The organism is Chitinophaga sp. W2I13 (genome assembly GCF_050434005.1).
Classification (GTDB): Bacteria; Bacteroidota; Bacteroidia; order Chitinophagales; family Chitinophagaceae; genus Chitinophaga.
Genome location: NZ_JBNPWD010000001.1, coordinates 4336832 through 4359788, shown reverse-complemented (window position 1 = coordinate 4359788; position 22957 = coordinate 4336832). Strand labels below are relative to the sequence as shown.

Sequence of the window (22957 nt, the reverse complement as noted above, 5' to 3'; positions counted from 1 at the left end):
AAAGATTCCCTTTCCGGAAACGGGTGTTTCCGGTGAACTGTTTTTATATGTGAATAATGGCTTGGTTGCCGGCTGACTTCAGGAGATATTTAAACCGGTACTTTTTTAATCCGCAGCTTATGCTTACCTGTAATACCTGTTAAGCCCGGCTGATATAATATCAAATGATGCAGTGCTGATCCGGATTGCTTTTTTCTTTGGCAAAGAAGGCTGGAAGTCCCGTAAGTACTGCTTGTAAAAGTAGTTTTGTTCATAACGTTCGTACGAGTGTTATCAGGACACTAAAAGTACGGACGTATAAAATACTTTAATGACACTTTCTTTTCCAAATGTTGTACTATTTCAATCAAATAATGATGTTAAGCATACGCGGAAGAAAAACATCCTTGATAAGAAGCGCCTTTTTTTCTCTAGGAAAAGAACTTTTAATATTTACTTTTATTCCGCAGCGCTTACAATGCGCTGGATTTAAACCTATTTCCGGATGAAGATAAATTTATACTGTAGCATGAGTGTCCAAAAATTACTTATTTCAACCTGCGTAATACTACTATCAGTTCTTCAGGTGACTGCACAACACAAACCCTTCACGTTTGGAGTAAACGCCGGGTTTAACCTGTCGAATGCCCATGAAACAGTGAACTATATTATTGGAGACAAAAAGAGTAAGCCCGGATTCCAGGTGGGATTTATTACAGACTACAACCTGTCGGATGCGGTTTATTTACGATCCGGTGTTTCACTCACCGTCAAAGGGACCATACACGAAAGTGCTGAAAGGTGGATTGGCGGCAGCAATGCGCCGATCACCTATAGCAAAATAATAACCAATCAAACTTATCTTCAGTTGCCTCTTCTTATCGGGTATAAACTCCCGCTTACTTCCAGTACCCGGCTGTTTATAAATGCAGGACCTTATATTGCTTATGGTATCGGGGGAAAAGAGGTAACAAAGAACAAAACAGTTCACTCGTCCGGGAAAACCGATTATGAAAAAACCTCAACGGATACATTCGGGGATACACGACACCCTTTATCAAGAACGGATTTCGGGATAAGCTCCGGTGTGGGGGTGGAATATAAAAGGTTTTCTCTGGGGGTAAACTATGAGCCGGGTTTGATAAATATCGGGGAGATTAAGGAAGAGGGTACTTATTCCGAACGGGATTATAAAAACAGGAATTTATCTGTTACTGTGGGGTATAGGTTGTGATCTCTTATCAATGAAGATAACAATATTTAAGTACCTGTTGCCGAGATAATGCTTCATTCAAAGCCGCCATGGAGGAACAGGCAACAGCGACTCCCGGCCACTCCCACATCCTGGCGGAAAAAACAGCATCTTAGCAGTTATGGCTGCGGATATATTTTGATCCGCAGCCATAAGTATGTATATTTGTATAGTTATGGCTGCGGATAAAGATATATCTGCAGCCATAACTATCAAAACATTAAACTATTTCAATATGGAAAAACTGATCGGGAGGGAGAGCGAAAAAAAGACACTACAGCAGACGTTAGTTTCTAAAGAAGCAGAACTTGTTGCTGTATATGGAAGAAGAAGGGTAGGAAAAACCTTCCTGATCCGGCAGTTTTATCATAAACAGCTCATTTGCGAATTCTCAGGCGTACATAATGCCTCTGTTCAACAACAGCTGGAGAATTTCAGAAACAGTATTGCCATTGCATTAAATTCACCCATACCGCCTGCGGTTCCGAAAACCTGGACGGAAGCATTTCTTCTGCTCATAAAATTTTCGACACCGTTACTGGGAAAGGAAAAGAAGGTGATATTTTTTGATGAATTTCCCTGGCTAAGTTCTCACAAATCTGGTTTTTTATCCGCATTTGAATATTTCTGGAATTCATGGGGATCAAAGCAACCTCAACTGATAGTCGCTATCTGTGGCTCCGCAGCATCATGGATGATTCAGAAAATTGTTAATAACAAAAGAGGACTGCATAACCGGATTACAAAAAAAATCCGTTTACTACCTTTTACCCTTTATGAAACATCGGTTTATCTCCACAGTAAATCGGTGAATCTGGATACATACCAAATATTGCAGATATATATGGCTTTTGGCGGAGTACCGCATTACCTCAAGGAGATCACAAGAGGGGAAAGTGCCACGCAGGCCATAGACCGCCTGTGTTTCACAAAGGACGGACTGCTTATAGGTGAATTCAATAATCTGTATCACTCATTATTTGAAATGGCTGACCGCCATATCACAGTTGTAAAGGCACTGGCGGCAAAGCCGTCAGGTTTAACAAGAAAAGAGATCATTAAAGCCTGTAACCTGCACACTGGTGGTACCACAACGAGGCTGCTTGATGAGCTGATCCAGTCCGCTTTTGTGAATATGTATATGCCATTTCAAAAAAATACACGGGATGGGGTTTATAAATTAATTGATGAATACAGCTTATTCTACCTCAAATTCATTGAGCATACCAGGGCAACAGGAAAGGGGACCTGGATGAAACTGTCGATTTCTCAATCATGGAAGAGCTGGAGCGGTAGCGCCTTTGAAGGTATTTGCCTGAAGCACACCAACCAGATTAAACATGCTTTGGGGATCTCCGGTGTCTATACAGAAGAATCTGCCTGGAGATCAACACCTGAAAAAAAAGAAAAAGGTGCCCAAATAGATTTGCTGCTTGACAGGCAAGACGGCTGTATCAATGTCTGTGAAATGAAATTTTCAAATGCCACATTTTCTATTGATAAATCCTATGCTACTGAATTAGAAAACAAATTGCACGTTTTTAAGGAAAAGACGGGTACAAAAAAGACTTTGTTCCTTACAATGGTGACTACTTACGGTACCAAAGACAATGTATATAAAACAGGAATCATTCAGAACGAAGTAACGATGGAAGACTTGTTTAAACGGTAAAATACAATCCCCTGCATTTCCAAGGCGATTTCTCCCCGGATTTGCCTAATTTTGCGTCGTCAAATGCCACAAACAGGTGTGTGAGCGCAGATCATGTTAGCAAATATTCAAAATGAAACCGATGCCAGGCAATACCGCATCGCTATCTCCGTCTTCTTTTTCATCTCCGGATTAGGTTATTCCTCCTGGGCTTCCAGGATACCCTCTATCAAACAACAATTGCATTTAAACGAGGCGCAGTTCGGATTGGTATTATTAGCCCTCCCTATCGGGCTGATGCTTACAATGCCCATTACCGGCAGGCTGCTGGGGCTATTCAGCGCCAGGAAGATCATGGTATTTGGCGCGATGGTGTTTAACCTGATACTAAGCCTGCCGGGTTTCACCACCAGTATCTGGCAGCTGGCGCTGGTATTATTTTGTTTTGGCTCTGCCCGTAACCTGCTGAACCTTTCCATGAACTCGCAGGCGGTACAGGTACAGCACCTGTTCCCGCAATCTATTATGACCACCTTTCACGGCATCTGGAGCGTGGCGGGCTTCGCAGGGGCGGCTATTGGATACCTGATGGTTACCATGAACGTGGCGCCTTCCTATCATTTGCTGATGATCAGTGTTTTATTACTGGTATTCACCATCTATTACTATCCAAAAACATTACCGGACCAACCGGTGAGGGAAACAGTAAAAAGAGCGGCCTTTGCGCTTCCTGATAAATCATTGCTGAAATATTCTTTGATCTGCTTCGCGTGTATGGCTACGGAAAACACCATGTATGACTGGAGCGGGCTATACTTTGAAAAAATTGTTGGCAGCACTAAATCCACTGCCGTGGCTGCATTTGGTATATACATGGTAGCCATGACCACCGGGCGTTTTATCGGCGACAGACTCGTCAACAGGCTGGGTATTAAATCAATGCTGCTGTATAGTGGCTGGTTCATCCTCAGCGGGCTATTGCTGGCTATTTTGCTGCCTTATCCGGTTACTGCCGGTATCGGGTTTATTTTTGCCGGACTGGGCGTGGCATGTGTAGTGCCACTCGTATTTAGTTTGGCTGGACGCTCGAAGAGCACCAACAGCGGGCAAACGCTGGCCTCTATTTCCACCATCGGCTATCTTGGATTCATGATAGTGCCGCCACTGGTGGGATTAGTGGCCCAGGCGACCAGTTTACGCTGGTCGTTTGCCATTATGGCGATGTGCGGTTTAGCGATTGTGGCCCTTGTAAAAGGAATGAAGGAATAAGTAAAAGCGGAGAGAATTCCCCTCCGCTTTTACTGCTAAATAGTATACTTCTCTTTCAGGATCGCCCGCTCCTTTTCCCCGATACCTAATTCTTTCTCAAAGAAATTTTCCACTGTGCCGTACTTGCCTTTAATAGCATTAAAAAGGCTGTGCAGCAGCTCCGGTTTCAGTTCCAATGCTTTACGGATGGTTTCTTCATCCATACCTGTACTTTGCTGCATACCCTGGAACATCCGCTTATTCATGGGCAATAGGTATACGTTACTGGCGGTGAAGTCGGCTTCAATTGTTTGTTGCGGTACACCTAATGCATAAAGGAACAAAGCGGTAGCCATACCGGTTCTGTCGCGGCCACCGGTGCAATGGTACATGATGGATTCATTGGCCGGTAACACCAGCAGTTTCTGGAACAGTGGTTTATAACGATCGCCCAGGTATTGGGTGTTGCCATAAAACTTCTCCAGGAAATTACCCTTCTTAATAATTTCGCCCATTTGTGCAGCACCTGGCAAACTATCGCTGCCAGCGGGACATAACAGGTAATCCGTTTTTGGCAGCAAATGATCCGGCGCCGCAGCGGCTTCTTTTACCCCACGGAAATCTATGACGGTATGAATATGTTTCTGCTCCAGTACGGTGAGGTCCTGGTCTGTCAGGTGGCTTACATCAGCAGAGCGGAATACTTTACCCCACACTACTTCTTTACCATCTGTTGTTTTATATCCGCCTACATCGCGGAAGTTAACCGCTCCCTGCATGCGCACAACTCTTTGCGCACTATCGGTCAATTGGGCAAAGGTTGCCATGGGTAAGGCTATAGCCAGTACCAGCATTATTCTTTTCATATTGTATTTGTTATTTTTTTTGAGAGATGATGTTATTTGATGATGTCCCACCGGATACCAGCCTGACCACGACTGCCATACCATTCTTCGGCGGCAACACGGCGCTTGTCACCCATATAGGTTTTCAGTGGTTCGTTGGTGATATTGTTCAGCTCTGCAAACACCCGTATTTTGGAGGTGATGTTTACAATAGCGGAAGCATCTACGGTAAAGTTCTTATCTGTCCAGATATAAAAATCCTTACCCAGCTGCTGGTTGATCGTTTCCACAGATGCGCCGCGGTAATTGCCTGCAATACGGATCATAAGACCATTGCGTTCATAAAAGAGGATGCTGTTAAAAAGGTGACGCGATTGGTTGGGCAAACTGGTTTTATCGGTGATCTTATTTCCGCTCACGGTTCTGGGTACTTCTACCGAAGAACTGATAAACGTGTAGTTCAGCTCAGCGCCCAATCCACCGAGGATGCCTGGTAAAAAATCGAAGCGTTTGTTGATCCCTGCTTCCAGCCCGGTGAGCGTTGCATTGTTCAGGTTCTTTGCCTGTGCCACCACATAGTTCACGCCATTCTCCGTGTAATAATTTTTATTGGCAAAAATTACATTGCTGATCTGTTTATAAAAAACACCACCGGAAATGAGACCAATATTTTTGAAATAGTATTCGCCCATCAGGTCGAAGTTATTGGAGAAGGTTGGCTTCAGATCAGGATTTCCTTTGGTGATGGTCACGTTGGAGCCGGTGTTGTCCACAGATTCGCCGGGTGTGAGATCCGTGAAATTCGGACGGATGAAAGTACGGGTATAAGCGGCGCGCAGGTTTGCCTGGTCGTTGATACTGTATTTCAGGTGCATCATGGGCAGCAGCGCGTTGTAATTGTTTTTGACGGTGGCTGGTGTAATGGTGGTTACTTTTGGAGTGCCTTCAGCAGTGGCTTTGGAGCCATGCAATGTAAATGCCGTGTATTCATTTCTGACACCGGCAATCATTTTCAATTTATCTGTGAGATCGATTTCTGCCATGGCATAAGCGGCTGCTACATTTTCCGTACCCGTATAAATGTTGGTGGCATTGGTTTTAGATGTGTAGTCGGCAAAGCCGTTCTTGCGCAGGGTGGCAGTATCATACAAATCAAACAGCTGTTGTTTGGTGATGGGATCTATCATGAACTGATCATAGTTACCTTTCAGTCCCTGGAAGAAGCCGCCACGTACCGGGAAATCGGTGCGCTGGAGTGTGTTCAGCGGCAGCAGGTCCGGCGATTTGGGGATGCCCAGTGCGGCGCCGGGGAGGTATACGATGTTGGAGCCATACATACCGGCGCGGTCTTTATGCCTGTATTTGGCGCCGAACTTCAGGTTTACCCGCGAAGAGGCGCTCACTTTGAAGTTCAGCTGTGCTGTTTTATCTTCTTCTTTTGTATCCAGTTGCGCAATTACTAACTGCTGCAAAGTGAGTTTCGACGGGTCCATTACTTCCCCGCTGTTTTTGATGCCGGCATCAAAGTGCAGCGGATCACCGCCCACACCTTCCGGTGAATCGAAACCCCAGTACCGTTTCCCATCTGCAGAAAGATTATTAAACCCGCCGGTTATTTTCTGACGGAAAGTAGCGATGGGTAATCCTTTATTATTGTTGGTAGGTGGTGTTTCCAGGAAATATTTTGTGTAGTAGTCGCTGACCGTCCAGTCCATTTTCACTTTGGAAGACAGCTGATGTTCGCCCCCCAGTTCACCGCCGTTGAGTACGGTCTGGTAGTAAGAGTAGCGGTAGTTGTACTGGTAGCGGCTGTTATTGTAATCCACATAGGATTCATATACCGGGCGGATATCGTTGAATTTATCCATCAGGCCACGAAAGAATATTTTATTGGAGGAATTGAATTTATATTCAAGTCCGACGTTGGCGCCATAGGTCTGGCGCTTACCCATATATCGTTTCAGCATGACGGTGCTGATAGATTTTTGTTGTGCGGGATTGGTCAGGCCGGTATTGTAGGCCACTTCATACGCATCTGTTCCCCACTGGCGGTCCCAGATGGCGCCGGCAATCATGACGCCCAGTTTATCTTTAAAAAAGCGATCTCCGTATACCAGGGATGCGTTGTAGGTAGCGTCTTTTGAAAAAGTATTGTAACCGCCTGCCGCGCTAACATTGAGTGTTCTTTTAGCGGGGGCGGTGCGGGTGATGAAATTAATGGAACCGCCAATGGCGTCGCCTTCCATGTCTGGTGTGATGGCTTTGGCCACCTGTACATACTGGATAATTTCTGAGGGTACCGCGTCCAGCACCGAGTTACGGTTACCGAGTACGTTGGCGCTTGGCAGGCGGCTGCCATTGAAAAGGGTGGATGTCCATGCGAAGGGCGTACCTCTCACGGTGGCGGCATCGGCTTCTCCGTGATAGCGGGCTACCGCCACACCCTGTACACGTTGTACCGCTTCGGCGGCATTGCGGTCCGGTAATTTACCAATGGCATCGGCCGCGATTACATCCATGATGGCGAGGGAATTCTTTTTAATGCTGAGGGCCTTCACCGTGGAAGGCGCCATGGTTCCCTTTACCAGTACTTCTCCCAGTTTACCGCCGGTGGGCGACAACGTGATATTACCGGCGTCGTTGATACCGGGTTTTACGGTTAGTTCCAGTCGTTGCGTTTCGTGTCCTATATAAGATACCAGCAATGTTACTTTACCGGTGGTGTGTAGGTTGATGGTGAAGGCGCCATTCAGATCGGTGGAGGTGCCTTGTCTGGTTCCGGCGGTTTGTACAGAAGCGCCGGGCAGGTGTCCTTCCCTGCCGTTAATAATTCCCTTGATGGTTTGTGCCTTTGCCGTGCCGGCCATTACCAGTAAAACCAGTAATGTGCAGTAACGGGAGCGTTTTAATGGTATAAAAATGCGATCCATATGAAGGTATTTTTCAACAAAAGTGAGGTTTGCTGATGATGACTACGACCGCATCCAACTACTGCTACGCGCAGGCGTATTTTCTGTTTTAAACGTACTCACTTTTATTGAAAACCAATACATTAACATGTGTTACGAAATCATTACCAAATGGATCACCAGCCATCCGATGCAGCAGGTTTAACATTCCGGTAATATTGGTTTTATACTTTCGGTGCATATCCGCACTATGATATATGTTATTGCCATCGGAGCATTTCAGGCACTTACCGCAGTTGCTTTACTAGGCAGCAGTAAGTTGCGCAGTAAAGCAGATTTTCTGCTGATCCTGTTGCTGTGTAGTATTGCTGCGCATCTCGCTATCAAGTTTTGCATTTATTCATTTGTGAACGACCCCGAAGTGCGTACGCAGATGAATACATTTATCGGTTTTTGCTACGGTCCGTTGCTGTATTTATATGCCTGTCAGCGGCGGGATACCGCGTTTATTCCTGCTTCGCGGTGGTATGTTTTCCTGCCGTTTATGCTTGGCGCAGTGGGCTATCTTACGGTGGTATGCGTGTTGATGTGGTCCGCGGATGCCGGTCATGCTGTATTGTATTACTACAATGAAACCACCACATGGCTGATGATGGTGTTGGGTTTCCTGTTTCCGGTATTATCACTCCGCATTGCGAAACAATTACCTGATATGCCGCAGGAGAAGAAGCTGATCAACAGTATCAGTTACCTGCTGGGCATTATCAGTATTATTTCATTGGGATTTAAAACCGCGCAATCGGCGCATATGCTGGATGGCTCGTATAATATTATCTGCAGAGATATCGTATATTCCTTACTGTTAGTGGTGTGCCTGGTGATTATCAGGTACAAGTATGTGGGGATCATGGGCACGCAGCCGGTGAAAGTAATAGCCGGACCAGCAGCGGAGGTATTGCCTTCCCGCAAAAATGCATCTCAGTACTGATGAGCAGCGGCTGCTGTTACAATCGCTGGAAGCTTATCTTCATAAAACAAAAATATTTACGGATGCGGAGCTGAACCTCGATAAACTCGCGCAGGGCGCCGGGATCAGCAAGTATCATATTTCAGAAACGCTGAACAGTTATGCCGGCAAGTCGTTTTACCAGTATATCAATGAATGGCGTATCCGGCGGGCGATGGAACAGATCCGTTTCATGAATGAAAAAGCGTTGCCGGTGAACGTGTTAACACTGGCGTATGATTGCGGCTTTAAAGCCAAGTCATCTTTCAACCAGTATTTTAAAAAGATAACCGGCCTTACACCTACTGAATATATTAAATCACTGGTGGCTGCCAGCGTAACTATTCACGACTGAAGGACTATATAGTTCTGTAGAAAATATCCGTTGTACTTTATCTATTTCCGCCGCATACATTGTTTTCTTCCGTGTACCGAAATACAGGGTATTTTCCATGATCGATTCTCCTTCCCACGCCAGTTTCATGCTGCCTGTTTCAATTTCGCGGGCGCACAAAAAGTCGGGTACTACTGAAAAACCGGTTTCTCCACTGAGACAGCGCACAATAGAGCAGATATTTGGAACAATGTAGTTGGGTTTAAAATCCATTTGATGATGGAAGTTGAACTGCCAGAATCGTTTCAGGTGCTCCATGTCCGCCGCGGTGCTGTACCACAGCTGTTCTTTCAGCCAGTTCTCCGCTGCTTTGAGATCTTTTTTCTTCAGTAAAGCGTTCAGTGGTTTGATATCTGTTTTGCCACCGGCCACCAGTACAATTCTTTCTTTTGAAAAAGGTTTAAACTCCAGGTTTTTCTGATCCCCTTTTTGCGGTGTGATAATAAGATCCAGCAATCCTTTATCGAGGTCGTTGATCATTTGCGGGTAGTCGCCGAATTTGATGATGACGTTAAAGGGCAGGGTGGCAATATATTTCTCCAGTGTATATTGAAATGTTTCAAAGCACATACCAATGCTGATGGTGGCTCTGTCGGCCCTGGTACTTTTATGAAAAAGCTGTTCTGCATTTTCCAGTTTGAGTAAAGGTTCCTCGATAAAATTATAGATCACTTTTCCTCTTTCGGTAGGCACCAGTTTTTTGGCCGAGCGATCAAATAATTTATAGCCGGTATATGCCTCGAGGGAATTGAGGTGCAGGCTTACGCCTGGTTGCGAAATAAAAAGCTCCTGTGCCGCCCCGGTGAGGGTGCCCTGTTCATAGATGGATTTGAAGGTACGGAGCCATTCCAGGTTGAGTCCCATATAATATCATTTTTCTGATACAAAGGTATAAGTTAAATAATTATGATAATAATAAATTTTGGAAGAATTTTGCCTTATCAAAATACGAAGACGATGCTTTTTAAAGAATATACGCTAGGCGGACTTCACCTGAAAAACAGGATTGTAATGCCGCCAATGACCAGATCCAGAGCGGCCCGCGGCGATGTAGCCACCGCATTGATGGCAGAATATTACAGTCAGCGTACCGGGGCGGGCCTGCTGATATCAGAAGGCACACAAATCAGCCGCCAGGGCCAGGGCTACGCCTGGACCCCGGGTATTTACAGCCCGGAGCAAATAGCGGGCTGGAAACAGGTAACAGACGCCGTGCATGCCAATAATGGCCTCATCTTCGCCCAGTTGTGGCATGTGGGGCGGGTTTCGCATATCTCCATACAGGAAAACGGCGCCGCGCCGGTAGCGCCTTCCCCTATCCTGGCAGAAGGCGTGAAAGTATTTGCCGATCCCACAGGAAAAGGAGCCGAAAACGGCGCCGGGGAAATGATCCAGCACTCTATGCCCCGCGAGCTTACCAAAGCCGAAATACAGGCTATTATCAGTGATTTTGCGCAAGCCGCTAAAAATGCGGTGGCAGCTGGCTTCGACGGCGTGGAATTGCATGGCGCCAATGGCTACCTGATTGAGCAGTTCATCGATTCACAAACCAATCACAGAACAGATGAATACGGCGGTTCGCTGGAAAACCGCTTGCGCTTCCTGAAAGAAGTGGTAACCGCAGTAGCAGATGCCATCGGAAAGCACCGTGTAGGCGTGCGCCAGGCCCCGTTGACCACGTTGATGGGCGCTATGGACGATCATCCGGAAGAAACTTATATCGCGGCAGCCAAGGTATTGAACGACATAGGCATTGCCTATATCCACATCGCGGAAGCCGACTGGGACAATGCACCCGTGATGCCGGTGGCTTTTAAGGAAGCTTACAGGGAAGCCTTCTCCGGTACCCTTATTTACGCCGGCAAGTATACTGTTGCCAGGGCGGAAGAAGCGCTGCAGAAAGGATGGGCAGACCTCATCGCTTTTGGCCGCCCTTTTATTGCCAATCCCGATCTCCCTTACCGCCTGCAACACCAGTTGCCGCTGAATGAGCCTGACAGGTCGAAATTTTTTGGTGGCAGTGCGGCAGGTTATACCGATTATCCGATTATTAAAAAAACAACCAATGCTATTATTTGAACCATATACCGGCAAAGGCCTGACATTAAAGAACAGGATCGTGATGGCGCCCATGACACGCGCACGGAATCCTAACGGAATACCCAATGAAATGAATGCGTTGTACTACCGGCAACGTACCAACGCAGGACTCATCATCACGGAGGGCACTTCCATCTCCCCTACAGCATCGGGCGTATTGCATATTCCCGGTTTGTTTACACCGGCGCAGGTGGAAGGCTGGAAACTGGTTACCAGCGCTGTTCACGCAGCAGGCAGTAAAATATTCACGCAGTTGTGGCATGTGGGCCGCGTATCGCATACCACCAATCAACCTGGCGGCGCTGCACCGGTAGGCGCTTCCAATATCCAGGCCGCCAACTCGCATGCATGGGGCTACAATGAAAACGGCCAGGAAGCTTTTGTTCCCTGCGCTGTTCCGGTAGCCTTAACTACCGAAGGTGTAAAAGCAGTGGTACAGGATTTTGCCAATGCCGCTGCCAATGCAGTAAAAGCGGGCTTCGACGGAGTAGAACTCCATGGCGCCAACGGTTACCTGATTGAGCAGTTCCTGAATCCTTTTGTGAATAACCGCACGGATGAATATGGCGGCAGCATCGTTAACCGCAGCCGCTTTTTGCTGGAAGCCATCGATGCCTGCATTGCCAATATTAGTGCGGCAAAAGTAGCGATCCGTCTTACGCCGTATGGAGGCCTGCATGAAATGCCGCACTATGATGAATTGGAGACTACCTATAATTATCTCGCTGCGGAACTTGGCAAGCGGAACATTGCCTATATCCATATCATGGACCAGCAGTCGAGAGGCAGCTTTGCTTTACCCGACGGCTTCCTGGAACGGTTCAGACAACAATACAACGGCGTGATCATACTGGCAGGTGGTATGAACCGGGAAAAAGCGGAGCAGTACTTAACTGACGGCATCATCGACCTGGCTGCATGGGGAGAACCTTTTATTGCCAACCCTGATCTCGCTGACCGACTAAAAAACGACTGGCCATTAAATAAACCCGAACGGAATTTACACTATGGAGGGGCCGCACACGGGTATACAGACTACCCGGTGTACGAAGCAACACGATAAAAAGAAAGCATTACGATTCATACCGTAATGCTTTTTTTATGGAATTGATTTTTCTTAGCTGAAGATAAAACCGTTGTAAAATACTGAACCCGCCTGTGACAGCGGGTTCAAGTCAACTAAAACAAACTTTAGCCATTGGGCATCCGGCTATTAGCATACCCAAAAAGTTTCCCCGCAGGAGATAAACTGTGTGGTGGGCAAAGTACGTTCTTTGCTTTTCTCCTGTGGCGCTTTACTAAGGCTGGCAACGGTAATTTTTGTGAGCTTCAGCTTTGAAGTGATTTTCTTTTTCATATTGATACAGATTTAGGTTACTTCAATCTACGATAAGAATCTGTTACCATCAATCACGTAAAAAGGGGATTTATCACTGCTGTGCTCCTTTGCTGATCTTGTTATTAACGATACGGGCGTTGCCGTCGATATCCAGACTACCATTCACTGCTTCAGAGATCACTGCACCGGTATTGCGGGCGGGTGAATTGGGAGCAATGTGCAGGTCCGGTATTGTTGTACTGATAAGCAAAGGATCTGTACCATACACGGAGCTGGCATCGGTGCCGGAAGTGCTTTTCCAGGTATTGAAATCCGTAATGATATTTGTATTGGTACCATTCCAGATCCATTGCGGCGTACCGGTAGTGAAGTAAAGGTTGTTATCGATGACATTACCGGAGCCGGTACCGGTATATTTATGCACAAAGATATCTACCGGCCTCGCATATACGATATTATTACGGATCACGTTATCAAAGCATTGTTCCGTGAGACGGATCTCTCCTTCTATTTCGCCAAAAGCGCCCGGCTCGCGGTCGTTGAACAACAGGGTATTGTTTACCACGTAGCAATTGCGTGTACCGCCGGATGTATAACCGAGGTAGCCGCCGAGATAGATGCCGGTGCGCCAGCAGTTAGACACAAAATTATTCCTGACGATGCAATTGCTGGTGGGATATGCATCATTTTCACTTACGATACCGATGCCGCGGTCGGCTTCATGGATGCGGTTTCTTTCCACGGTAATATTCCGGGCGCCGTCTACATAAATAGCGATAGCGCCGTGACCATGCGTTCCGCCAACGGGGCCGCGTGTCATGTCAATGTTATACAATTCATTTTCGGTGATAAGGCCATTTCTTGCATAGTTCAATGCAGGGTTGGTATTGGCCGCGTAGCCACCGGCTGCATCGATACCAATGTTTTCGGTGTTGTAGATCGTGTTTCTCCTGATCGTAAATCCATCTACATAACCATTGATGGTGAGGTTTTCGCTGTACCCGGTTTTAGTGTCATGAATGATATTATCTTCCACGAGGATGTTCTTCATCACATCGGCGGTGTTGCCGATAATTTCGATGCCATGACCGCTCCTGCCCTGCGATGGTTCCACGTTATGTTCTATGTTATAAATTTTATTTTTCCGGATGATGATATTACTGGCACCTGCGTCTGCTGTAATCCCATTCACATTTGCCCATGCTGCAGTACTTTTTAAATTGCAGATATCAAATCCCTCCAGCACCACATAGCTTGTATTACTGATAGTAACCAGCGCTTCCCTCCCGGTAACGATCATGCCGGTGCCATCAATCACCGCCTTTTCACCGGGATAGGCTTTGAGTGTGATGAGTTTTTCCAGCCGGCCGGCGCGTGGAAAAACCACCCTTTCCCCGTAAGTACCGGCTCTCACCATCACGGTATCGCCGGGAAGCGCCTTTGCCAAAGCGATGTTGATGCTGCGTACCGGTTTGCTGATAGTTCCTGCAGCCGAGTTATCGCCATTAGCGGCAACGTAGTAAGTGTGGGTTTGTGCGGCATCAACGGTAGTAACAGCGGTAGATCCTTTACTACAGGCGCCGGCCAGCATAGCGAATAGAAAAAAATACATGTTCCTGTTTAACATCTTTTTAAAAATAAACGGCGGCAGTAAGTGACCGCCGCCGTGGGTTTGCATATAGTTTATTCTGAAATTATTTTCCTGACCCTGTTATTATTCTTATCCAACACATATACGATCCCATCTTTGTCCACTGCTACGCCCATTGGTGCATTAAACGAGGCGGCAGCGCCGATACCATCTTTAAAACCAGCGCTGTTGCTACCGGCATAGGTAGTCACGTTCCAGGTGTTAGCGGAAATAGCGCGGATACTTTCATCGGCATTAGCGCCGTAACTGCCATTACCAGCCACATATATATTGCCGGTAATGTCTACTGCTAGTCCCCATGGATTTGCAAATCGTGCAGCCGTACCCGTGCCGTTTTCATAACCTGCCACGCCGGTAGCGCCGGCAATAACAGTAGGCTGCCACGTACCCGCTTTAAACTGGATAATAGTATTGCCCGTGTTACTGGATATGTAAAGATTGCCGGCTTTGTCGAAGTCCATACCACCTGGCGCCGTAACGCCATTAATAATAGCCACACTGCTGCCATCCGGCTTCATTTCAAAAACGCCGCCGCCGCCGGTACTGCAATAATATATTTTGCCGGATGTTTTATCTACTGCAACATTCCAGGGTTCCTGTACTGTACCTCCCAGGGTAGTGGTAGTACCATCCGGTGTAATTTTGCGGATGCTCCAGGTGCCCGGATCCGCGGTATACACATTTCCCTGTGCATCCAGTGCCAGGCCGTATGGAATCTGGAAACGCGCCGCAGCACCTTTGCCATCATCGCTTCCGCTGTTACCGGGACTGCCGGCCAATACAGTCGCATTTCCTTCGCTGTCTATTTTACGGATACAGGCGTTGCCCGGATCTGCCACATATACGTTCCCGTTATCATCCGCACCAATCCCCATCATCCGGTACCAGCTTTGCCCGTTAAAACTAAACAGTGCGTCAGCGCCTTTTCCGTTGGCAAATCCGGCGGTACCGTTGCCGGCAAGTGTGGTGACTGTTCTGGAAAACACGTAGGTAAACGGCGTACTGCTCACCACACTGTCTTTTCCAACTTTCACCACGAGGTTGCCGGTGCCGCATTTCTTTGGCACTATTACCATAATCTGTTTCGTATTGGCGTTCACGATAGCACAACGTTTACCATTGATCGTAACAGTGATATCGGATGTATCAGCAGAGAAATTATCACCTGTAATCAGTACTTCCGTGGTACTGCCGCCGGTAGCGGGAATGAAGTCGGTAAGCAGCACCGGTTGCCCTTCCGCGTGTTTCAGATCGTCGTCTTTTGAACATCCCGCCAACAGGGCAGACATCAGTAAACAACCTTTCAGTATATATGAATTCAGTGGCCTGATCATAGCAGTTAGTTAAGAATTAAATAAAGAAAAAATTACCAGCCCGGGTTTTGCACTAATGCGCGGTCCCTTTCCAGGTCCTGTTGCTGGATAGGGAACATATACATCTTATTATCCCAGTATCTTTTCTGGAAAAGTGTGCGGGTATAAAAACCGGTGAAAGAAAATCCCTGGTCATTATCTTTCGCATTTATATTCATGCCGTAAATCGCCTGGTTTTCCGGTTTACTCATCAGCAACCGGCGGATGAGCGTGTAATAACGATCGCCTTCAAAGCAAAATTCTACTTGTCTTTCTCTCAAAATATATTTCCTCATTTCTTCCTGGTTACCTATGGCACCCGGATATACGGTTTCAATGCCCGGCAGGCCTGCGCGTGTTCTTACCTGGTTAAGGTATTTCACGATATCCGGATTAACCGGATCATACTCATTTAATGCCTCTACATAGTCGAGTAAAATTTCTGAGTAACGGATAAGGATATACGGAGAACGGTAGGCGTCGGTAGACATGCTGCGGAGGTTATCGTTCGGGCTCAGTAATTTAGCGGGAAGGTAGCCGGTGATGATGTTGCTGCCCATTCCCTGCATGCCTGATTTACCACTGTAGTAAAACTCCTGGCGGCCGGTACCATCTTTATTTTTTTCAGAAGAGAAATAGTTTTTATCATCTACTGATACCGCTGCAATCACCGGGCGGCGGTTGTAAGCGATGTAAGCATAGAACCTTGGTTCACGCTTTGCGTACATGTTCCAGTCGCCTTCCTTATTTTCCCAGTAATGCTCACCATCCTGTGCAGCAAAGCCTGTTTCTACATAGTTGGAAGTAGGGTCCGTAATGGTTTTACCATTGTTCATATAAAAGGCATCCACCACGTTTTGTGTAGCGTTGTACAGGTTGTACCCTGCAGGGCCGGGAGAGGAACAGATGGTATATCCCCAGCGTTGCCAGTTCATGGAAGCAAGGATAATTTCATCATTCCAGGAAGTAAGGAATACATCTCTTACAGAAAGAAACGGATCGAAGGTAGTACCGCCGTTATCGAGGTTGGTAAACAGTTTATACTTGTTGGAATCGATGATCGCTTTTGCTGCCTGTGCGGCGATGCGCCATTTATTTACATCGAAGCCGGCGGGCGCCAGTGGTGTACCATCCTGGTTTTTGAACGCAGCAAGAGCGGGATTACCGTTCCACAAGGGGCTTGCCGCCCACTGTGCAACTTTTGCTTTTACAGCGAGACAAGCGCCACGGGTAGCACGGCCATTATTACCTGAGGAGCTCCATACGAAAGGAAGTCCGGCTGCCGCGCCGTCCATCATTTCATTGATGAACTTTACGCAGGTGTCGAAAGGCGCTCTCGGGTATTTGTTCATGTCTTCATCCTGGCTAACAGTACCGGTGAGCTTCACGAATGGTCCGTATTGTCTTAGCAGCATCCAATAAAAGTAACCGCGCAGGAAAAGGTTTTCCGACTTGTATTGCGCTTTCAGTTCGTTGCTCAACTGATCGGCAGGTACTTTATCGATATTTTGCTCGAAGATGAAAGATTTCCGGATGGCAGTATAGTAGCCGCCCCAATTATAGAAGTACCAATCGGACGCGCTCCAGTTGCCACCCACCATGTACCTTACCGTAGTACCGGGAATGGAAACAGAGAGTTCATCCGCGGCGCCGATGCCGGCATAGTCGCCGCCGGCCTGGCGGGCGCTGTAGATATTACTCAGGTATGCTTCCGCGTTAGCCCTGGTTTGCCAGATCTGATCTTCAGTGAGAAGGTTATCCGGCTTTTTGTCCAGGTACTTGCTGCAGGATACCAGTGTGATGGCAATGATACCGATGAAAAAAAGTAACAGGTATTTATATCTGGTCATAACAATAATCTTTTTGATCTTGATTAAAACTGTGCTCTTACACCCAGGGTAACGGTTTTCGGATAAGGATACCTTGCCGCGAAATTGCCCAGTTCCGGATCCCATAATTTGAACTTCGTGAACGTGAGCATGTTGGTAGCAGTGGTGTATACCTGCAGACTGCTGATGCCTTTGCGTTTCATATCCGGTGTGATAAAGGAGTAGCTGAAAGTGGCCTGTTTCAGACGCATGAAACTACCGTCTTTAATCCACCAGCTGCTACTTAAATAGTTATTGTCGTTGGTATTAGCTACGGTAAGACGTGGATAGCGCACATTCTGACTGGGATTTTCCGGTGTCCACCTGTTCATCATATCTTCCAGTACACTGGCGGAATATTGCCCCATGCCGGCGAAAGGAATAACACCTACGCCATCGGCCCCGGCGCCATTGCCGCGTACATCTATGCCATTGGCCATAATGCCTACATCTGCCACGCCTGCAAAAACGGCAGAGAGTTCAAATTTCTTATAGCCAAAATTAAAGCCGTAACCGTATGACCAGGTAGGGAAACTGGATTTACCTAGATAGGTTTGGTCGTTACCATCGATCCTGCCATCGTTATTGAGATCTGCATACTTTATATCACCGGGATGCACTACCCTGAACTGTTGCGGGCTTTTCTCCACATCATCCTGACTGGTGAATAACCCGAGGCTCTGGTAGCCTTTGAATTCGCCAAACTTATGTCCTTCCTGTTGTGCATATGCATACAGGGCTATGGGATTATCTGCGTAGATGATCTTGTTTTTGGCGTAGGTAATATTGCCGAATAAACGAATCGAAATATCTTTTCCGATATGACCGGTATACTCCATGCTGCCATCTATTCCTTTATTCACCATTTCACCGATGTTACCATAGATACTGCTGGAGCCGTATCCTGCAATGGGTGAAATGGATTTGCGGGCAACCAGGATCGCACTTCTTTTATCCTGGAATCCATCTATGATAATATTCAGTTTATTCCACAAACCCACTTCCAGGCCGATATCGGTTTTGGCAGATTTCTCCCAGGTGAGGTTTTCTGTACCTATTACATCTGCATTAACGCCTCCATTATAGGAAGGCGTACCGGAGCTGCCGAAAGACACTCCAGGCGCACCGCTATTATAATAAGTGAGATAACCAAAACGGTTCCCGTCGATCTGGTCATTACCTGTCATCCCGTAAGACCCGCGGATCTTCAGGAGATTGATCACTTTGGTATAAGGCAGGAAAAAGTTTTCTTTGGAAATCACCCAGCCAACGGAACCCGCCGGGAAGTAACCCCATCTTTTTCCCTGTTCAAAGTTTTCAGATCCGGTGGCGCCCATATTCATTTCTGCCAAGTATTTATCCATATAGGAATAAGTGACCCTGGCTGCAGCGCTCTGGTTACGGTAAGGAATGGCTCCTTTTACATCTCCGGCAGAACCCACCAACCTGTTACGGATACTACCTACCAGTAATCCACCGAAATTATGTTTACCAAAGCTATGATCATAGGTGAGGTTACCTTCCAGGTACATCATGCGTTCGCCGGTGGAAGAGGCTCCATAGCCCAGGTAAGTACTGCCTATCCTGGTTTGATTATAAAAGAGACTACCATCTTCGTTTCTGCCGGGCGCATAAAACAGGTCATTTACACCGGTTCTGCTGTTATCAAATTCGCTGTAAGTATCAAAAGAAAACCGGGCATTGGCGCTCAGTCCTTCTGTAATTACATCCAGTTTCTGATTAAGGGATAACACGGATTGGATGGAAGGTCTGAATTCTGTGGAGTAGCCAGCGTTTTGCACCAGGTTAAACGGGTTGGCACCACCGTTGTTAACCGGGCCTGCCCATTTACCATCCGGGTAGGATACCGGGAAAGAGATGGGATTGGTAGCGTAAGTGGAATACCAGATAGAACCGGCGGAGTTACCCGGGTAGCGGGTGTTTACCAGCATGGAAGCCAGGTTGAGGGAAAGCAGTGTTGTTTTGGTGACGTTCAGGTCCACGTTGCTCCTGAAATCATATCTTTTGAAATTGAGGTTGGGATTGTAGCCGATGTTATTCACTTTGTATTGTCCGTCCTGGTTGTAAAACGACATAGACACATAGTAGCGCATGGCTTCTCCGCCGCCGCTTACATTCACATTGGCGTTTGCCATAGTGGCCCAGTCCTTATAAATAGTTTTGATCCAGTTTACATTTGGATAGATATATGGATCGAGTCCGCTGGCTGTTTTACGGATCAATTCATCAGAGTATACCGGTTCATCGCCGGCATTGGTACGGGCTTCGTTATACAACTTCATATAATTCACGCCGTCCAGCATTTTCGGCATCTGGGTTAGCCCGCTGAAACCCGTTTCTGCTTTAGCGGATACCTTTGGTTTACCGGCCACCCCTCTGCGGGTGGTGATGATCAGTACGCCGTTGGCGCCTTTCGCGCCATACACTGCGGTAGCGGAAGCATCTTTCAGCAGCGAAATACTCTGGATATCTTCCGGATCAATGTTATTAAAAGCGCCGCCGTAGGTGCTGTTTACATCTTCCCTTTGCACGCCATCAACAATGATGAGCGGGGAAACGCTTCCCTGGAAAGTACCGATACCGCGGATGGTGAAGTTGGGATTGTCATAACCCGGTTCCCCTCCGGCGCTCTGCATGGATATTATGCCAGCTACCTTGCCCACCAATGCGTTAGTTAAGGAGCGCACCGGCGTTTGCATATCGGCCATATTTACGGTGGATACGGCGCCCGTTACCGTTACTTTTTTCTGGCTGCCAAAACCTACTACCACCACTTCGTTCAGCTTATCCACCTTTGCGGTTAAGCTCACTTTGAGTGTTTTCTGATTCACCACTTTTACTTCTTCGGGATTCATGCCCATCATCGCCACTTTGATGATATCATCTTTGTTGGCCGCAATGGAAAATACGCCCATTACATCGGTAACAGTTCCTTTCTTACTGTCTTTTACCGTAATAGTGGCGCCAGGCAGGGGATTTCCATCTACATCCATTACCTGCCCGCGCACCAGCCACTCCGATTGTTTCTCTGCCGCCGCGGTGACCGTGGTTTCCGGCACCGCTGCTTTCTTGTCGAGTACAATGCGGTTACGCTGCAATACGTAGCTGATATTTTTATCTTTAAAAATAAAAGCCAGTACTTCCTCCAGTTTTGCCTGCTGGAAGTTGAGCGACATTTTTTCCCCATCGTTCAGCAGTTGATTGCTGTACACCAGGGTAAGCCCTGTTTGTTTTTTGATGGCCCGGAAGATCTGCAGGAGGGTTACCTCATTACCGGTAACCGTGACGATTGACTGCAGTGAAGGCGGCGGTGTTTGCGCCTTCACGCTCGAAAAGGAAGTGCATATAAGGGTACAGAGCACCAACATGCGCACTACGTTTCGCATAGCCAGCTGGCAGTGGCGTATACTTTTTCTCATTCGGGAATGTTTACAAGTTAAAATGATGGTACAGCAAATCACCGTAGCAAATGCTTTCATCACAACTACATCGTTTTTCAGAAAACGGGTGACAAGGAGTAGTAAAAATATTTTTTGAGAGAAGAAAAATCTATCTCAGGGTAATTTCATTACCTGATAAATGGTATTCGATATGGGCAGTTGTTTTAAGATCGGATAAGAAATCCTCCAGCCGGTTACGGTCCATCAGGCCCGTTACCACCTGTCCGGCTTCTTTATTTTTGTCTAATACAAAGCGCATCCCGTAGAAGCGGGAAGCGGCGGCGATCAGGGTTGTAAGCGGCATGCGGTGGTAATAGTAAACCCCGTTGCGCCAGGATAACACTTCTTCTTCATCAAAGTGGCTGGTAACAAATCCCTGTCCGGCGTTGTAGTCGGCCTGGATACCCGGTTGCAGGGTTTGGCGTTCGCCCGTTTTCCCTTTGGTGATAACGCTGCCCTGTACGAGGGCCGTTTTTACTGTTCCCGGCTGATAGGTGTTAATATTAAAAGCTGTTCCCAGTACTTGTACGCTGGTAAGTGCTGTGTGTACAATAAAAGGCTTTTCCGCATTGGCGGCCACCTTAAAATAGGCTTCCCCTTCTACATATATTTCTCTTGCCGCCCTGCCGAAATGAAAAGGAAAACGCAGCCTGGTGGCGGCATTCAGCCACACTTCCGTACCGTCCGACAAGGTAAGCTTGTAGCTTTCGCCGGCAGGAACGTCGAGGGTATTTAATACGGTGTCGGCAGAAGTATATTGCAGGGCGCCGTTGCTGGTGTTCAGCGTGGCGTTGCTAAGTGCGATGGTTTTGGCGCTGCTGTCTTTGCTCAGCTCTACTTTTTCGCCGTTACTCAGCAACAGGCGAACCGGTTGCTTTTGCTGCTGCATGGCCACCGATGGCGAAATTACCGGTGCTGTGCGGGTAAAGAAATAGTACGTACCGCTGCCTGCCAATAGCAGTATAGCGGCTGCGGCCAGCCACTTTTTCAGGTGTATAACCGGGCGGCGTGTTGTTCTTTCTTCCTTAATGCGGTGCAGGGCCGCATCAGAGTCAATCTGCTGAAGATACCTGTCTGTATGAAGGGTCATGCTCTCCTGTTCCAGCTGATCCCACTGCGCTTTGAAGCCGGCATCATGCTGCAGCATTTCCTGGACATACTCCTCCTCTTCTGCGGAGAGTGTTCCCGACAAACGTTGTAGATATAATTCAAATATTTTTTCCTGTGCCTGCTCCATTGTTAACAAAACGCGGGCTAATACCCCTTATTAGTAATTGCATGACGTAATACTTTCAGCCCTCTTTTCAGGTGGGTTTTGAAAGAATTGATACTGATGCCCATTTCATCCGCTGCTTCCTGGTACCGTTTTCCCTGGATATACACCATTTGTATAGCCGATCTTTTTTGTACCGTCATATCGTTGATGACCGTTAATACCTGTTTATAATAATCCGGTGAAACTTCGGTGTTTACCATACAGGTTTCATCCTGTAACTGGGTGAATGCCACCTTATTTTCCAGTTCCGCCTTTTGCTTTTTAAGATACGTGAGGCAACGGTTTTTGACGGCCTGATGCAGGTATCCCTTGATATCACCTGAAAAATGAAGGTATAATTTTTTGTCCCAAATGTCCAGGAAGAAAGTCTGTACAAGATCATTGGCTTCTGCCTCATTCCGCAGGAACCAATAGGCATTCAGGCAAAGCAGCTTGTGATACTTCATAAATAAAGCATCATATGCTGAAGCATCGCCTTCCTTTAACCGCTGCACCAATACTATGTCTGAAGAATGACTCATGTAACCGGAACCTTATTGGTAATTATTCATTACAGGTAGCTTAAACACATAACATATCTGTAACGCTGCCAATTGGCAACCTTATTACAGTGACTTTGATTAAAT

18 protein-coding genes are annotated in these 22957 nt (G+C 47.0%); 8 read left to right on the top strand and 10 right to left on the bottom strand.

All coding sequences use genetic code 11. From position 1 onward, the window contains the following. The first annotated feature begins 484 nt into the window (after nt 1-484). The 3 genes from QFZ48_RS18180 to QFZ48_RS18170 all read left to right on the top strand — a co-directional run bounded on the left by QFZ48_RS18180 (nt 485) and on the right by QFZ48_RS18170 (nt 4151). Nucleotides 485-1213 (top strand): porin family protein, encoded by a 729-nt coding sequence (locus QFZ48_RS18180; protein WP_429063154.1) that lies wholly within the window; start codon nt 485-487, stop codon nt 1211-1213. A gap of 253 nt (nt 1214-1466) precedes the next feature. After that, nucleotides 1467-2903 (top strand): AAA family ATPase, encoded by a 1437-nt coding sequence (locus tag QFZ48_RS18175; RefSeq protein ID WP_429063153.1) that lies wholly within the window; start codon nt 1467-1469, stop codon nt 2901-2903. A gap of 93 nt (nt 2904-2996) precedes the next feature. After that, nucleotides 2997-4151, top strand: coding sequence for an MFS transporter (locus QFZ48_RS18170; RefSeq protein WP_370908234.1), 1155 nt, complete (start codon nt 2997-2999; stop codon nt 4149-4151). Nucleotides 4152-4186: 35 nt separating this feature from the next. Here QFZ48_RS18170 and QFZ48_RS18165 read toward each other — a convergent pair whose 3' ends face one another. Together QFZ48_RS18165 and QFZ48_RS18160 are read right to left on the bottom strand one after the other, a co-directional pair. Beyond that, on the bottom strand, nt 4187-4996 hold the full coding sequence (locus QFZ48_RS18165) for a tyrosine-protein phosphatase (protein WP_429050657.1): 810 nt from the start codon (nt 4994-4996) through the stop codon (nt 4187-4189). 32 nt (nt 4997-5028) lie between these two features. Beyond that, complete coding sequence (locus QFZ48_RS18160) at nt 5029-7905, bottom strand: TonB-dependent receptor (RefSeq protein ID WP_429063152.1); 2877 nt, start codon at nt 7903-7905, stop codon at nt 5029-5031. A 22-nt stretch (nt 7906-7927) separates the two neighbouring features. Here QFZ48_RS18160 and QFZ48_RS18155 point away from each other — a divergent pair, with 22 nt between their 5' ends. Genes QFZ48_RS18155 through QFZ48_RS18145 form a run of 3 tightly spaced genes read left to right on the top strand, consistent with a single transcriptional unit; the run spans nt 7928 to nt 9245 of the window. Continuing rightward, nucleotides 7928-8089: a hypothetical protein gene (locus QFZ48_RS18155; RefSeq protein ID WP_429063151.1), complete on the top strand. Its 162-nt coding sequence runs from the start codon at nt 7928-7930 to the stop codon at nt 8087-8089. A gap of 45 nt (nt 8090-8134) precedes the next feature. Then, nucleotides 8135-8872, top strand: a complete 738-nt coding sequence (locus QFZ48_RS18150) for a hypothetical protein (RefSeq protein WP_429063150.1) — start codon at nt 8135-8137, stop codon at nt 8870-8872. Next, complete coding sequence (locus QFZ48_RS18145; protein ID WP_429063149.1) at nt 8856-9245, top strand: helix-turn-helix domain-containing protein; 390 nt, start codon at nt 8856-8858, stop codon at nt 9243-9245. The genes QFZ48_RS18150 and QFZ48_RS18145 overlap by 17 nt, the downstream gene beginning before the upstream one ends. Here QFZ48_RS18145 and QFZ48_RS18140 read toward each other — a convergent pair. Further along, on the bottom strand, nt 9210-10148 hold the full coding sequence (locus QFZ48_RS18140; RefSeq protein ID WP_429050661.1) for a LysR family transcriptional regulator: 939 nt from the start codon (nt 10146-10148) through the stop codon (nt 9210-9212). The genes QFZ48_RS18145 and QFZ48_RS18140 overlap by 36 nt on opposite strands. Nucleotides 10149-10241: 93 nt before the next feature. Between QFZ48_RS18140 and QFZ48_RS18135 the strand changes: the two genes are divergently transcribed. Further along, on the top strand, nt 10242-11363 hold the full coding sequence (locus QFZ48_RS18135) for an alkene reductase (protein ID WP_429063148.1): 1122 nt from the start codon (nt 10242-10244) through the stop codon (nt 11361-11363). Further along, a complete protein-coding gene (locus QFZ48_RS18130; RefSeq protein ID WP_429050663.1) occupies nt 11350-12447 on the top strand; it encodes an alkene reductase in 1098 nt (365 codons plus the stop codon). Before QFZ48_RS18135 ends, QFZ48_RS18130 begins: the two co-directional genes overlap by 14 nt. 150 nt (nt 12448-12597) lie before the next feature. Here the strand turns inward: QFZ48_RS18130 and QFZ48_RS18125 are convergent, their stop codons facing one another. From QFZ48_RS18125 to QFZ48_RS18095, 7 genes are all read right to left on the bottom strand, one after another. Further along, on the bottom strand, nt 12598-12741 hold the full coding sequence (locus QFZ48_RS18125; protein WP_370908241.1) for a hypothetical protein: 144 nt from the start codon (nt 12739-12741) through the stop codon (nt 12598-12600). Between the two features lie 73 nt (nt 12742-12814). Next, nucleotides 12815-14335: a hypothetical protein gene (locus tag QFZ48_RS18120; protein ID WP_429050664.1), complete on the bottom strand. Its 1521-nt coding sequence runs from the start codon at nt 14333-14335 to the stop codon at nt 12815-12817. A gap of 71 nt (nt 14336-14406) precedes the next feature. Then, nucleotides 14407-15708 carry an IPT/TIG domain-containing protein gene (locus QFZ48_RS18115; RefSeq protein WP_429063147.1) on the bottom strand — a complete coding sequence of 434 codons (1302 nt, stop codon included), beginning with the start codon at nt 15706-15708 and terminating at the stop codon, nt 14407-14409. Between the two features lie 32 nt (nt 15709-15740). Further along, entirely contained in the window at nt 15741-17576 is a 1836-nt protein-coding gene (locus QFZ48_RS18110; RefSeq protein ID WP_429050666.1) for a RagB/SusD family nutrient uptake outer membrane protein, read from the bottom strand. 23 nt (nt 17577-17599) lie between these two features. Further along, the gene (locus tag QFZ48_RS18105) at nt 17600-21034 is read right to left on the bottom strand and encodes a TonB-dependent receptor (RefSeq protein WP_429050667.1); all 3435 of its coding nucleotides are present in this window, start codon (nt 21032-21034) and stop codon (nt 17600-17602) included. Nucleotides 21035-21164: 130 nt separating this feature from the next. Beyond that, nucleotides 21165-22292 (bottom strand): FecR family protein, encoded by a 1128-nt coding sequence (locus QFZ48_RS18100; protein WP_429063146.1) that lies wholly within the window; start codon nt 22290-22292, stop codon nt 21165-21167. 17 nt (nt 22293-22309) lie between these two features. Continuing rightward, a complete protein-coding gene (locus QFZ48_RS18095; RefSeq protein ID WP_429063145.1) occupies nt 22310-22852 on the bottom strand; it encodes an RNA polymerase sigma factor in 543 nt (180 codons plus the stop codon). Nucleotides 22853-22957 lie beyond the last annotated feature (105 nt).